This window comes from Pseudomonas sp. MYb541, assembly GCF_037479595.1.
GTDB lineage: Bacteria > Pseudomonadota > Gammaproteobacteria > Pseudomonadales > Pseudomonadaceae > Aquipseudomonas > Aquipseudomonas canadensis.
Genome location: NZ_JBBGYS010000030.1, coordinates 18,791 through 32,347, shown reverse-complemented (window position 1 = coordinate 32,347; position 13,557 = coordinate 18,791). Strand labels below are relative to the sequence as shown.

The 13,557-nt window shown below is 59.6% G+C and carries 13 protein-coding genes; 1 reads left to right on the top strand and 12 read right to left on the bottom strand.

The window, feature by feature from the left end; translation table 11 throughout:
- Nucleotides 1–3: 3 nt before the first annotated feature.
- The 8 genes from WH299_RS18730 to WH299_RS18695 all read right to left on the bottom strand — a co-directional run bounded on the left by WH299_RS18730 (nt 4) and on the right by WH299_RS18695 (nt 7,824).
- The gene (locus tag WH299_RS18730) at nt 4–1,113 is read right to left on the bottom strand and encodes a beta-ketoacyl-[acyl-carrier-protein] synthase family protein (RefSeq protein ID WP_339550985.1); all 1,110 of its coding nucleotides are present in this window, start codon (nt 1,111–1,113) and stop codon (nt 4–6) included.
- 31 nt (nt 1,114–1,144) lie between these two features.
- Nucleotides 1,145–1,828 (bottom strand): hypothetical protein, encoded by a 684-nt coding sequence (locus WH299_RS18725; RefSeq protein WP_122724481.1) that lies wholly within the window; start codon nt 1,826–1,828, stop codon nt 1,145–1,147.
- Between the two features lie 9 nt (nt 1,829–1,837).
- The gene (locus WH299_RS18720) at nt 1,838–3,280 is read right to left on the bottom strand and encodes a class I adenylate-forming enzyme family protein (protein WP_050587943.1); all 1,443 of its coding nucleotides are present in this window, start codon (nt 3,278–3,280) and stop codon (nt 1,838–1,840) included.
- 1 nt (nt 3,281) lies between these two features.
- Nucleotides 3,282–3,551: an acyl carrier protein gene (locus WH299_RS18715; protein WP_032864610.1), complete on the bottom strand. Its 270-nt coding sequence runs from the start codon at nt 3,549–3,551 to the stop codon at nt 3,282–3,284.
- 42 nt (nt 3,552–3,593) lie between these two features.
- A complete protein-coding gene (locus WH299_RS18710) occupies nt 3,594–4,856 on the bottom strand; it encodes a cation:proton antiporter (RefSeq protein ID WP_071489115.1) in 1,263 nt (420 codons plus the stop codon).
- A gap of 160 nt (nt 4,857–5,016) precedes the next feature.
- Nucleotides 5,017–6,216: an MFS transporter gene (locus WH299_RS18705; RefSeq protein WP_339550984.1), complete on the bottom strand. Its 1,200-nt coding sequence runs from the start codon at nt 6,214–6,216 to the stop codon at nt 5,017–5,019.
- A gap of 14 nt (nt 6,217–6,230) precedes the next feature.
- On the bottom strand, nt 6,231–6,614 hold the full coding sequence (locus tag WH299_RS18700; protein ID WP_122724472.1) for a RidA family protein: 384 nt from the start codon (nt 6,612–6,614) through the stop codon (nt 6,231–6,233).
- Nucleotides 6,615–7,056: 442 nt separating this feature from the next.
- A complete protein-coding gene (locus WH299_RS18695) occupies nt 7,057–7,824 on the bottom strand; it encodes an SDR family NAD(P)-dependent oxidoreductase (protein WP_122724470.1) in 768 nt (255 codons plus the stop codon).
- Between the two features lie 137 nt (nt 7,825–7,961).
- Here WH299_RS18695 and WH299_RS18690 point away from each other — a divergent pair, with 137 nt between their 5' ends.
- Entirely contained in the window at nt 7,962–9,110 is a 1,149-nt protein-coding gene (locus WH299_RS18690) for an aldose epimerase family protein (RefSeq protein WP_122724468.1), read from the top strand.
- 55 nt (nt 9,111–9,165) lie between these two features.
- Here the strand turns inward: WH299_RS18690 and araH are convergent, their stop codons facing one another.
- From araH to WH299_RS18670, 4 genes are read right to left on the bottom strand one after another with little or no spacing between them, the layout of a single operon-like run.
- A complete protein-coding gene (gene araH, locus WH299_RS18685) occupies nt 9,166–10,134 on the bottom strand; it encodes an L-arabinose ABC transporter permease AraH (RefSeq protein ID WP_068933932.1) in 969 nt (322 codons plus the stop codon).
- 9 nt (nt 10,135–10,143) lie between these two features.
- A complete protein-coding gene (gene araG / locus WH299_RS18680; RefSeq protein ID WP_339550982.1) occupies nt 10,144–11,646 on the bottom strand; it encodes an L-arabinose ABC transporter ATP-binding protein AraG in 1,503 nt (500 codons plus the stop codon).
- Complete coding sequence (locus WH299_RS18675) at nt 11,643–12,647, bottom strand: substrate-binding domain-containing protein (protein WP_123474111.1); 1,005 nt, start codon at nt 12,645–12,647, stop codon at nt 11,643–11,645. The genes araG and WH299_RS18675 overlap by 4 nt, the downstream gene beginning before the upstream one ends.
- A gap of 36 nt (nt 12,648–12,683) precedes the next feature.
- On the bottom strand, nt 12,684–13,547 hold the full coding sequence (locus WH299_RS18670; protein WP_323624684.1) for an SMP-30/gluconolactonase/LRE family protein: 864 nt from the start codon (nt 13,545–13,547) through the stop codon (nt 12,684–12,686).
- Between the last annotated feature and the right edge of the window lie 10 nt (nt 13,548–13,557).

Sequence of the window (13,557 nt, the reverse complement as noted above, 5' to 3'; positions counted from 1 at the left end):
GACTTAGCTGTAGCGTTGGAACACAAGGCTGGTATTGAACCCGCCAAAGCCGATGGTGAGGCTCAGGCCGATCTGCGCCTGGGCCTGCAATGCCGTGCCGACGGGCAAGCGGAAATCCAGGTTCGCGATCGGCGTCTCAAGCCCGTGAATGGGCGGCACGACTCCGGTCTGCAGGCTCTTGACCAAGGCAATCGCCTCCAACGCCCCGGTTGCGCCCAATGTGTGGCCAAAGGCGCCTTTCGTGGCAAAGACGATGGGCTGGTAGCCGCTGAAGTAATCGGCATAGGCTGCGCTTTCCACCCGGTCATTGGTCAGGGTTGCGGAGCCATGGGCATTGACCAGGCCGATCTGGTTACGGTGAATCCCCGCCTCCTCCAGAGACCGGTCCAAGGCCAGGCGAATACCCGTGCCTTGCTCGTCCGGCGCAGTCAGCCCGGCGGCATCATTGGCCGAGCCACAGCCCAGCAGATAGGCATAGGGCTTGCGCGCCTCCTGCCCTTGACGCTCCAGCACCAGGAACCCCGCGCCCTCCCCCAGCAGCGTGCCGTCGTGACGCTGGTCGAACGCCCGCAGTCGAGTCGCCGACATGGTGCCTAACGCGGTATGAGCCAGGCGTTTGGAGCGGCCGAGGATATCCGCACCGCCACAGACACAGGTGTCGGCCAACCCGGCTCGGATCAGGTAAGCCCCCAGCATCAGCGCATCCGAGCCCGACGAGCACGCGGTGGACAGCGCCAACGGCTGCAAACCGAGTTGCTGCGCGGTGGTCACCACCCATTCATGCAGCGGATCTTCATGAAACGCCAGGCTGTCCAGGCGATACCCAAGGCTGGTGCCGGCAATTAGAAACTGCCGGGGGTTTTGCCCGCTGACGGCCACTCGGGCATCGTCCAATGCCGCCTTGACCGTGCGTTGCGTCAGATCCAGCAGCCGTGCCTTCGGCTCGGCGATGTCGCTGTCCGGCAGGAAGCCTGCCAGTGTGTTCTTGAGCGGATATTCGACGGGCAGATCACGTATGCCTGTCTGACCTTCTACCAGCCGCTCCCATACGGTCTGCAATTGAGACCCTAACGCGGTGGTCCATCCGAGACCTGTCACTACAACCTTGTTCATAGTGCCTCCAGCAGAAAAATCGGGAGTCGCCTCAGCCGTAGACCCGTTGAAATTCGTCAACCGGCTTGTCGTTCACTGGCGAGGGATAGTAGTTATCAAGCAACTCGCCCGAGACCAGCTCGATGCGCCGGGCAAACGGCTCGCTTTGCAGCCAGCGGTCGCTGTGGATGAAGGTTTCGTCGATATCGGCGGCATTGAATCCCGGCAACTGCGATGGTTCGACGATCTTGCGGCGCTTCTTGTCCAGTACCTGGGCATAGGCCGAGGCATCGAAGTAGCGGATACGGTTGTCCTGTATCAGCGCGTTGATGCAATGCCAGCGCTGTGGCAGGTACAGATAGTTGACGAAGATGTTCCTCACCGCGTAGACCTTCTGGCCGAGCAACTGGCTGACGAGCACGCCCGCCACGTTGGCCATTTCCGAGCAGAAACACGGCAACCGCGGCCCCTCGTCGAGCATGGCGTTGAGGTAGTCCAGCGGGCTGATCGCGGGAATCACCACGTCCCGATAGTGCTCATAGCGCTGGATGCAGGCCTCCCATTGGCTCGGGTCGAACTTCAACTTGACCACATTGGGCGGGTAGGTCTCGAACTGGTCGGACTCCTGCAGCACATGACACATGTACCGGGGAATCAACGCCATGACATCCTCCAGTGAGGACAACGCGTAGCGACTGATCACTTCGCGGGCCGCAGCCGTAAGCTGTTCATTCATAGCAGTCACCTACTTGTAATTGACGATGGAGCCGGCGTCCTGAAAGACCAGGTCAATGCGGCCGGGGCGCTCGTAGCGCTTGAGCAGTTTCAATATGTGTTGCTTGAACGAAGGGCCGTCGCAGGACGGCACGATGGACTGATCGAGCGTCACTTCCAGCTCGAATCCCGCCAGCGCCTGATGTGTCGGCTTGACCAGCGTTCGGCAACTGATGACCCCTGGCAGCGTGCGGCAGATGTGCTTGATCGCCCCAAGGTTGACCTTCTCATCGTTGATCACCAGGAAGTCCGATTTACGCCCTTTGAAAAACAGATACCCCTGCGCGTCCTGGGTAAAAATATCGCCGGTGCGCAACCATGTCGTCCCGTCGATATCGACCAGAGGCGACTTCGCGCTGCGCCCGATTTTGCTGAGCAGCAACGTATTGGATGACACCAGCAACTCCCCTTGCCAAGGGCTCTCGGACAGCCAGTCGAGCCTCACTTGGGTGCCCGCCAACGGTAGCCCCACCGAGGCATACCGGGCAGGGTCGACGCGGTGGGCGGCCAACGTCGACACGCGGGGCCCGGCTTCGGTGATGCCGTACGTCAGATACAGCTCCAATTGCGGGTTTGCTTGCAGGCAACGCTGCACCTGCTCCGCCGGTACGTGGTCGCCCCCCACGCTCAATACGCGCAACCCAGGCGGTAACCCGGACGGTTCGCAGGCATTGATCTGACGCAACAGCACCGGTGTCAGCGAACTGACCGTGATGCGATGCGCGGCGATATCGCGGGTGTATTGCGGCAGTAAAAAGGGCGGACCGCTGATGACCAACTGGGCGTCCAGCGTCAGGGTCGCAATGGCTTGGGCCACCAGTGCCGTCGAGTAATACAACGGCAGATTGACCAGCACCCGATCCTCTTTACGCAGCCCGATGCTGTGGGCATGTCGCAGGCCATTGGCTTGCAACGATTCGAACCGGTGCACGCAACCGCTGCTGAACGACGCTGAAGTGCCTGATGTGGTGATGATGACCTCACCAGGTCGCGTCGACGGCATACGCGGCGCATCGAAAATCAGCACACTCCAGCGACCGATGAGTTCAGCCCGTGCGCCTGGCCCATGGGGAATACCATCAATGCGCAGACTCGACTTCACCAACGCCGCGGCCTGGAAATCCTCGATGATCTGCCCAAACCGCTCAGCCGGGGTAGTCGGCGCAATCAACGCCGGTACCAGGCCGCTGTTGAGCACAGCGAAAAACATGTGCAGTACATCGATCGTGTTCGGCAAGGCGATGACCACGACGTGTCCAGGCTGCAGCGGACTGGTTTGCCAGAACCTCAGATAGTCCGTGTAAGTGTCAGTCGCTGTGCAATGATCGCCTACGGATGAGGTGGCCGAAATATTCAACAGTTTATCGGCAGGAAAGAACTCCCTGCTTCGTTCGATTGACACAAGGCTATTCATTTCAATGAGCCTCAAGCTTGTTGACAATAAAGTCAGACAGTGTCTTGCAATTAAAGAAGTTGTCGGGCCCGAACTCTTCTTCACTGATCTTAATCTTGAATTCTTCTTCGCATTGAAAACGCAGTTCGATAAAACCAATCGAGTCCACGCCCACTTCCGAGGAGAACCCCGCCTCCTCTTTTATATGCGACTCCGGGATATCCAGGTCCAACTTTTCGGAAACAATTTTCTTCAGAATCGCGATAACTTCTTGCCGGGTATGTACGCTCATGGAAACCTCGCTTTTATCAAAGGAAACAACGGGTATTACAGGTCAGTGAGAACTTCGCGTTTGCAGCATTTCTTTCGAAAGAAATACATGGGGATCCGGACGTAACAGACGCCGGACCAAGGGTGTCGTCGTTGCAGTAATAATCAGCGCCATGAACACCAGGATGGTGTAGGCATCGATCGAGATCAGTTTGAGTTCCAGGCCAATCGCCAGGATGATCAGCTCCATCAACCCACGGGTATTCATCAGGGCACCGACAATGGCCGAATCGGTCCGTTGCAGACCGCTGACACGCGCCCCCAGATAGGCGCCACCGAACTTGCCAACAAATGCACACACCAGGAATACGCCGAGCCAGATCAGGTTTTCCTGACTGCCAAGGCTGGCGAACGAGGTTTTGATCCCGGCGTAGGCGAAAAATACCGGCAACAGGACAAAGTTCAGAAACCCTTCCACCTGGTTGCGCCAATAGTGAGTGAATTCAGGCACCTGCTTCATCATCAAGCCGGCGAGCAGCGCTCCGATTGCACAGTGCAGGCCCAACCAGTCAGTGACCCAGGCACACAGCAATACGTAGCTGATCACCATGGGCATGATCGCCGCGTGCTCGTCCCGCGCCTGGGCGCGGCGGATAAAGGGGATGACCAGGTAGCGTGTCAGGCCATAGAAACCGACGAATGCCACCAGCAGTTGCGCAGCGAAATAGCGAGCATCGAGGGGATTGCCATCCACTCGGGAGCAAAACACTATCGCGCCCAATATCACCCAGCCCACTACGTCGGTGATCACAGCCGCACGCAATGTGACGTGGGCCACCAGCGTTTCCTGCAAGGCGAGGCTCTGGACGATCCGCGTCATGACCGGCACCGCAGACACCGCCAACGCAACACCGCAGAACCAGGCGAACCCCCATTTCGAATAGGTCGGCGCCAAGTGTTCATGGGCAACCAGTGCCACGCCTACGCCCAGGGCAAAGGGCAAAACCAGCCCGAGCAGGGCAATCGCCAAGGCGGCGAAACGCCCCTGTGCCGATGCTTCGGGGTGCCGTTGATTGATGTGCACACCGACTTGGAACATCAGGAAGATCAGCCCCAGGTCGGCAACATGCGCCAACCACCCGATGTGCTGGGTTTCAAACAGGCCCACGGACTGACCAAGGGATGATTCCAGACGCCCGAACACCGTCGGCCCGAGCACGATACCCGCGGTGATCTCGCCCACCACGCGACATTGTCCAAGGCGCTCAGCCAGCCAACCAAATAGGTGACAAGCAAGTAATATAACGGCCAGTTGTATGAAAAACATAGTGAAGTACCCATGCAGTACAACGATTGAAAGAGCCACACAAGACGCCGAACATCAGGCATGCCTTCGGCATCCAGGCACGGTTTAAACCCACCCGCCACACAGTTATTGGCAGTACAGCAGTCCATCCATCAATAAAACTTAGTGATGCGTGCGCAGTTTACTTATCAACACTATCGGCAATCGAAAGTTCGACAACTGCGCGCGCGTCAGGCGAACGCATCAAGTAGTTGGCAACGCCGCCCGTCAACGCAAGTAAAAGACTCGTCCAACAAATACCGGCCCAGCCAAAATAAGCATGAATGACCGGCGCAGCTATCGACCCTATGGCGCCGCAGCCATAATAAAAAAACATATAAAGTGCAAACAGGCTATTGCGCTGGAGTGGGTCTATTTTCAGCACGGTCGTTTGATTGGCGACTTGGGCGCTGAAGCAACCCAAGTCAAACAGCACCACTCCCGCGATAATCGCGAGCAGAGAATAGGGAAACACCAGCAACACAAGCGCGCCCAGTCCGGTCATGCCGAAGCCGGCGCCAATCACCTGTCGGCTTCCCCACCTGTCTGCCCATTTTCCGGCCGGCCGTGCCATCAATAATCCTGCCAGCCCGGCCAGGCCGAGCATGCCTGCCTGTGAAGGGCTCAACGACATCGGTGCGCTACTGACGTGGAGCATCAATGCGACCCACAACAAGCTGAAAATCAAAAACCAACAGCCTCCCAATAACGTAGCCCGGCGTAATGCCTCGTGGCGCATGAACAGAGGCGCAAGGCCGAGGAGCAATTGCCGATAACTGGCACTGCGCCGGGTTTCGATATAGGGCAACACGGCTCGACTGGCCAAGGCCAGCAACAGCATCAGCAGCCCCACCACCACGAGCATCCCGCGCCAGCCGAATTGATCAGCCAGAACACCGCCCATGAACCGCGCCAGCAGAATACCGGCGGCGATACCGGCACCCACCAGCCCGACCGTGCTGCCCTTCGGGTCAATCTGAAAGCCTAGGGCGTTGAGCTGCACCGCATTGGTGGCCATGGCGCCAATCACGGCACCGAGGCCGATCATGTACAACAGGTGCGTGCCGCAAGCCGCCAGCAACAATGCCAAGCCCAACACCAGAAATTGAAGGCTGACTACGCTGCGCTTGTTCCGCGAATCGCCAAGGGGCACCAGCAGCATGATCCCAAGCATGTATCCAACCTGGGTACTGCCGGCGATCAAACCGGTGGCCGACACGGGGATGTTCAACGAGACCGCGATGGCCGGCAGCACAGGCTGCAACACGTAATTGTTGGCGATGGACAGCCCTGCGGCGACAGCCACAAAAGCCGTGACGGATCGCGTGTCGGATAGGCTCATATCAACGCTCTCCGTCAACGATTCCGTTGGGCAACCACTTCAATGCCCACCAGCATTTGCGGCTCGGGGAAAGGCAGCACATGCAACAGCGTGAACGCCGGCCGGATATCACGAAAGAAGGCGCCATGGACCTCGGCCGCCTGCCGCCACTCCGTCAATTGCGTCAGGTACATGCGGCTTTGCACCACGTCTGCGAGGGCGAAACCGGCGTCCTGCAGGATGCGGCTGATCTTTTCCAGGATGACGCGAGTCTGCCCGGCGACATTGGACGCGACGATGATTCCGTCGGGCCCGAGTGCGCCCGTCTTGGATATGTATAGGGTGTCATCCACTTGAACCGCCCGGGAAAACCCGAACACTTCCTCCCAGCTGGAGCCCGATGAATACCTTTCGCGCATAGTTCATCTCCTTATGAAACGGGGCCTGATGCGGCTTAGGTATGGAGCAGCGATCTTTCGGATCCAATGATCAAAACCATACGCCCGACGCCTTGGCGATGTCTAGGTTCAAGAACGCATATAGTTAACCTAAACTACCAATACGAACGATATAGACCGTTAAAAATACGCTTAGATTTAAGTAGAACTACACTGTCAGTTAACATCCACTACCAGATCGAAGCGCCTTCATCGGCAAAATTGTCTTGATTTCAAGCTGTTGGCCGACAGCTCGACTGACCGGTCCGAAGGGCACCCGAATGCTCACTGGCGCGCTTGACCATTCGTCGGCTAACGCATATTGGCGGGAGGGGGAGGAGTTTATGCACACGCGTGTTGACAGACTGCTCCTGCGCAAGAGCAGTCCATTGAAGTCGACATTCGGATGGAGGGTGCGACGCGGTTAAACCCAACCGCCATCCACAATAAAGTTCTGCGCCGAACACATCGCCGAGGCATCGGAGGCGAGAAACAACGCCATATTGGCGATGTGTTCCGGCAGCACGCTGCCCGGCAAACACTGGCTGCGGCTGATCAGCTCCTTGGCCGCATCGTCGACCCACATCGCCAGTTGTTTTTCCGTCATCACCCAACCCGGCACCAGCGTATTCACACGGATCCGGCTCGGCCCCAGCTCCCGCGCCAGGGCGCGAGTCATGCCGTGGGCGGCGGCCTTGCTGGCGGCATACACCGGGTAGCCGGCGGAAGCCATCATCCAGCCGACGGAGCCGAGGTTGATGATCGCCCCGCCGCCCGCGTTTTTCATCATCGGCACCACGGCCTTGGCGGCGAAGAAGGCGTGCTTGAGGTTGACGGAGATGAGCCGGTCGAACATTTCCGAGTCGACTTCTTCCAAGCTGTGGCGTACGTCATTGGCGGCGTTGTTCACCAGCACCGTGATCGGTCCCAGGGAGTGTTCGAAGCGTGTGATGGCGGCCTTGTAGGCGATCTCGTCGGTGATGTCGCAGTTCACGAATTCCACCGTGTGCCCTCGCGAACTCAGCAACGCCGCCAGGCGTTCGCCCTGGCTTTGCGCGCGGTCGACAAAGCCGACCTTGGCACCTTGCGCAGCGAAGGCGCGCACCATGAATTCGCCAATGCCTGAGGCGCCTCCAGAGATCAGGACCGTCTTGCCTTCGAGGTCGGGGTAAACAGCGTGCTGACTGGTCATAAAAGCTTGCCTCATTTAATTAGTCTTATTTTATTTTGCAAAAATGGCGTTAAAGGCTATAAATTCGCTGCTATATCGACAAAATATCGCACATTAGTAGAACTATTCCACTCAAAACAACAAAAGGAAGTTCGATCATGAAGCACCCTCGATACCTGCTGTCGGGCCTGGCGATGTCCATGCTGATCGCCAGCGGCGGCACCCAGGCCGCAGGCCTCACCAGTGAGCACAAGCCCTTCGGTAAAACCAATGACGGCACTGCCGTCGAACAGTACATCCTGCGCAACAGCCACGGCATGCAAGCCACGGTAATCACCTATGGCGGCGTGCTGCAGTCGCTCAAGGTGCCGGACAAACACGGCAAGGTCGAAGACGTGGTGCTGGGCTTCGACGACGTGCAGGGCTATCAAAGCGGCACTGCATTCTTCGGCGCGACCATCGGGCGCTTCGGCAATCGCCTGGCCGGCGGCGCCTTTGAGCTCGACGGCAAACGCTACCAGGTGCCGCTCAACGACGGCCCCAATTCGCTGCACGGCGGCGCCCAGGGCTTCGACAAACACGTGTGGAAAGCCACGCCCGTCAAGGCCAAGGACTCGGTGGGCGTGACCCTCACCTACCTGTCCAAGGACGGTGAAATGGGCTTCCCCGGCAACCTGAAAACCGAGGTCACCTACCGCCTCAACGACAACAATGAACTGCACATCGACTACAAGGCCACCACCGACAAACCCACGGTGCTCAACCTCACCAATCACAGCTACTTCAACCTGGCCGGCGCGGGCAATGGCGACATCCTCAAGCAGGTTGCCACGTTGCACGCCAGCCATTACACACCGGTGAATGCCACCTTGATCCCTACCGGGGAACTGGCGCCCGTCAAGGGCACGCCGATGGACTTCCTGAAACCGACGCCCATCGGCCAGCACATCAAGGACGATCACCCGCAGCTCAAGTTTGCCGAGCCGAAGCAAGGTGGATTTGATTTCAACTGGGCGCTGGATAACAAAGGTGATGTGAAGCAGCTTGCGGCTGAGGTGCATGATCCTGAATCGGGGCGGCGCTTGCAGCTGTTTACCACGGAGCCTGGGGTGCAGTTTTATACCAGCAACTTCCTGGATGGGTCGGTGAAGGGCAAGGCTGGGAAGACCTATCTGCACTGGAGCGGTTTCACCCTGGAGACCCAGCATTTTCCGGATGCGCCTAATCAGCCGAAGTTCGCGTCTACCCGCCTGAATCCAGGGCAGACCTACACCCAGAACACCGTCTTCAAATTCTCCGCGGACTGAAAATGTGGGAGGGGGCTTGCCCCCTCCCACTTTTGAATCTCCACAAGGCTTGGGCTCAGCGTTGTTTCATGCGGTCGATGACTACAGCCAGCAGCAGGATCGACCCCCGGATCACGTACTGATAGAAGGTGTCGATGTTCTTCAGGTTCATCGCATTCTCGATGATCGCCAAAATCAGCACTCCGGCGATCACATGGCGGATCATCCCTACTCCGCCACTCAACGAAACCCCGCCCAGCACGCACGCCGAAATCACCGTCAGCTCAAAGCCCTGGCCAATCATCGGCTGGCCGGAGGTCATGCGCGACGCCAAGATCACCCCGGCCAACGCCCCGATCACCCCGTGCACGGCAAAGATCAGAATCTTGGTGCGGTCCACATTCACGCCCGCCAGCAACGCCGCTTCCGGGTTGCCGCCAATGGCCATGGTGTTGCGCCCGTAGGTGGTGTAGTTGAGCAGCCAGCCGAAGAACAGGAAGCACAAAATGGTGATCAGGATCGGCACCGGCACGCCAAACAACTGGCCGTTACCGAAGACAAAGAACTGATCCTGGGACACGCCCACCGCCTTGCCGTTGGCAAAGATGTACGCCAGGCCACGCACGATCTGCATGGTCGCCAGCGTGGTAATCAGCGCATTGACCCGCAGCTTGGCGATCACGATGCCGTTGATCAGCCCCACCATCAGGCCCATCAGCAACGCTGCGCCAATGCCGAGCATGACGCTGTCGGTGTCGCGCATCACAATCGCCGCCACCACCCCGGCGCAGGCGATGACCGAGCCCACCGACAGGTCGAAGTGCCCCGACGCCAGGCAGAACAGCATGGTGCACGCAGCAATGCCCACGGTCGAAATCGCCAGGCCAAGCCCGCGCATGTTCAACGGTGAAAGGAAGTTGTCGATCAGCAAGGCGCACAGCAAAAAGATACTCACGGCGGCCAGCAGCATCGCCCAGTTGTCCAGCAATGCGCGCAGGTCCAGGGGCTTGCGCGCGGTGGGCAGCACGTTGTGTTGAGTGGTCATAATCGTCTCTCAGTTCGCCAGGCTGCGCGGCAAGGCCAATTGCAGCAGGTTGGATTCAGTCGCGTGTTTGCGGGTTTGTTCGCCGCGCAGCGCGCCTTCGCACAGCACCAGGATGCGGTCGGCGATGCCCATCACTTCCATGAGGTCGCTGGACACCACGATCACCGCAATGCCCTGTGCAGCGAGGTTATGGATGATCTGATAGATCTCGGCCTTGGCGCCGATATCGATGCCACGGGTGGGCTCGTCCAACAGCAACACTTTCATCGGCATCGACAGCCAGCGGCCGAGAATGGCTTTTTGCTGGTTGCCGCCGGAGAGGTACATGATTTTCTGCGCAGCGGTGGGCGTCTTGACCTTCATGGCCTTGATCTGCTGGTCGGCGTTGCCCTTCTCCCAGCCGTCGCGCAGCAGCCACCCAAACATGGAATGGGCGCCCCGCGCGCTGATATTGATGTTCTCGGCGACGCTGGACAGCGGAATGATGCCCTCCTTCTTGCGGTCTTCCGGGCACAACAGCACGCCAGCGGCGATCGCATCCCGTGGTGACTGCAGATGCAGCGGCTCGCCGCAAAGGTGCAGTTGCCCGGCGCTGGCACGCTCCAGGCCGCTGAGCAGACGGAACAGCTCCGTGCGCCCTGCCCCCACCAGCCCGAACAGGCCGAGAATCTCGCCCTTGCGCACGTTGAAGCTGATCGGCTCGCGCAGGCCGGGCCCCAGCAGGCTGTCGACCTTGAGCGCTACCTCGCCGTGCTCACGCGGGCGGTAGTCGTAGATGTCCTGGATATCGCGACCGACCATGCAGGTCACCAATTGATCATGGGTCAGCGCACTCATGTCGTCGAAGGTGCACACATAACGGCCGTCCTTGAACACCGTCACCGCGTTGCAGATACGGAACACTTCCTCCATACGATGCGACACGTAGAGCACCACTTTGCCCTCATCCCGCAGGCGCGTGATGATCGCCATCAAGCGGTCGATTTCCCGCGCCGACAAGCTGCTGGTGGGCTCATCAAACGCAATCACATGGGCGCCACGGGACAGCGCCTTGGCGATTTCCACCAGTTGGCGCTGGCCCAGGGACAGGCGCCCGAGCTTTTCGGCCGGATCGATTTCATCCGCCAACCCCTTGAGGCAAGCGAGGGCCTGCTTGCGCAGGAGCCCTCGGTTGACCACGCCAAAACGCGCCGGCAAGTGCCCGAGGAACAGGTTTTCGGCCACGCTCATTTCCGGCACCAGGTGCAATTCCTGATGGATCACCGCCACGCCGCTGGCAATGCTGTCAGCAGCGTTTTTGAAGGCCATGACCTGCTCGCCGATCTGCAGCGTGCCGCTGTTGGGAATGTAGGCGCCGCCGAGGATCTTCAGCAGCGTCGACTTGCCCGCGCCGTTTTCGCCCATCAGCGCGTGCACCTGGCCTGGGTGGGCGCTGAAGCTGATGCCATCCAGCGCTTTGACCCCGGGAAAGGTTTTGCCGATACCGTCAAATCGCAAGGCGGCAGCGGTCATTGCCACAGCCCGATCTTGGTCAGTTCAGCCTGGAAGTTGTCACGGGTGATCAGGGTGACCTCGTCCATGGCCGTGTACTTCGCCGGTTCAGTGCCTTTAGTGACCCACTCGTACATCATCAGCGCGGTGTTGTAGCCCTCAATGTGCGGGCTCGGCAGCATCGAGCCGAAGAAGCCGCTGCTCGGTTTTTTCAGTTCGCCGATGGCGTCGGTGCCATTGATGCCGATGCCAATCACGTTGGCCGCCTTGAAGCCGGCGCTTTCAGTCGCGCGCACGCCGCCGAGCACGGTGTTGTCGTTCATGCCGCCGATGATCAGGTTTTTCGCGCCGCTGGGCAGTTTCACCAGGGCCGAGTTCGTCGCGTCCATGGAGCCTGGGACATCCAGGGTCTTGGCCGCCGTAAACAAGATGTGATCCTTGGGAATGCCGGCTTCTTCCAGGGATTTGACCGAGCCATCGGTACGTTTCTTACCGGTGTCGAGCTCGTTGAAGGTATTGATCACCGCATAGGTGTCCTTCCAGTCCCAGCCGCGTTTTTTCGCTTCAGCGGCCATGGCGGCGCCCTGCTTCTGGCCCACTTCAAAGGCGGCCATGCCCAGGTACGGTACGTCTTCCATGAAGTTGCCTTTGGCATCGACGAAACGGTCATCCACCGCGATGACTTTCAAACCGTTGGCCTTGGCTTTGGCGACGATGGCCGGGCCGAGGGACACGTCCGGCGGGCAGATCACAAAGCCCTTGGCGCCGTTGGCGGCCAGGCTGTCGATGGCCGAGAGGGTTTTCTCACCGTCGGGCACGGCGATCTTGATCACGGTGAAGCCATGTTCCTTGCCGGCTTTCTCGGCAAAGGCCCACTCGGTCTGGAACCACGGCTCCTCGGCCTGCTTGACCAGGAAACCGATCTTCACTTCTTCAGCGGCCAGCAACAGCCCGCTCAAGCTCATGGCCGAGACCGCCACAGCGGCGCAGCACAGGGAACGCAAACCACGACGACGATTCATACGGGTGACTCCTTGTTGTTGTTTTTAAAGGGGGACTTATCCGGCAAAGCGGTGACAGGGCTTGCCTGGCACGTCGACCTCGATGGCCAATACCGCACCATCCAGGGGGTGATCCAAAGGGCTGGCGGCACTGGTGATATAGAGGGTGGTGAGGTTCGGCCCACCAAACACGCAACTGGTGGGACGGCTGACGGGCAGCTCGATGATGCGGTCCACTTCGCCGTCGGGCGTGAGGCGCAACAGGCAACTGCCGTCCCAGCGGGCGTTCCAGAGATAGCCGTCGACGTCCATGGCCGAGCCATCCGGCCCGCCGCGTTCGTGGGGGCCGAACCAGCGTTGCGCGGGATCGAGTTGGCCGTCCGCTTGAATTCCATACCGGTACAGCGTGCCATCCAGGCTGTCGCCAAACTGCACGTGGCGGCCGTCGTCGCTCCACAGCAAGGTATTGGGAATGCCCAGGCCACTGAGCAACGGCGTCACCAGCGCATCGGCATCGATACGGAACAGGCCGCCGGAACGCCGGGTGACGGGCAGGTCTTCGCCCCGCTCGCCGATATTGTTCTGCATGGTCCCCAGCCAGAGGCGGCCCTGGGCATCGCAGCGCGCTTCATTGCCACGGTTGCCCGGTTGCGGGTCCGCGACGCACAGCAGGGTCAGGGCTTCGGTGGCCAGGTCAAGGCGATACACGCCGCTGCTCAAGGTCACCAACGCATCGCCGCTTTCACACGGGATGAAGGCCGAGACATGCTCGGGCAACTGCCACACCTGCAATTGCCCGTCCATCAGGCGCAGCGCCTGTTTACCGGCGATATTGACCCAGTACAGCGCCTGAGTGGGCGCGTCCCAGAACGGACCTTCGCCCAACTGCGCACGGTGCGGGGTAACGGCGATACACGACATGATGCCTCCT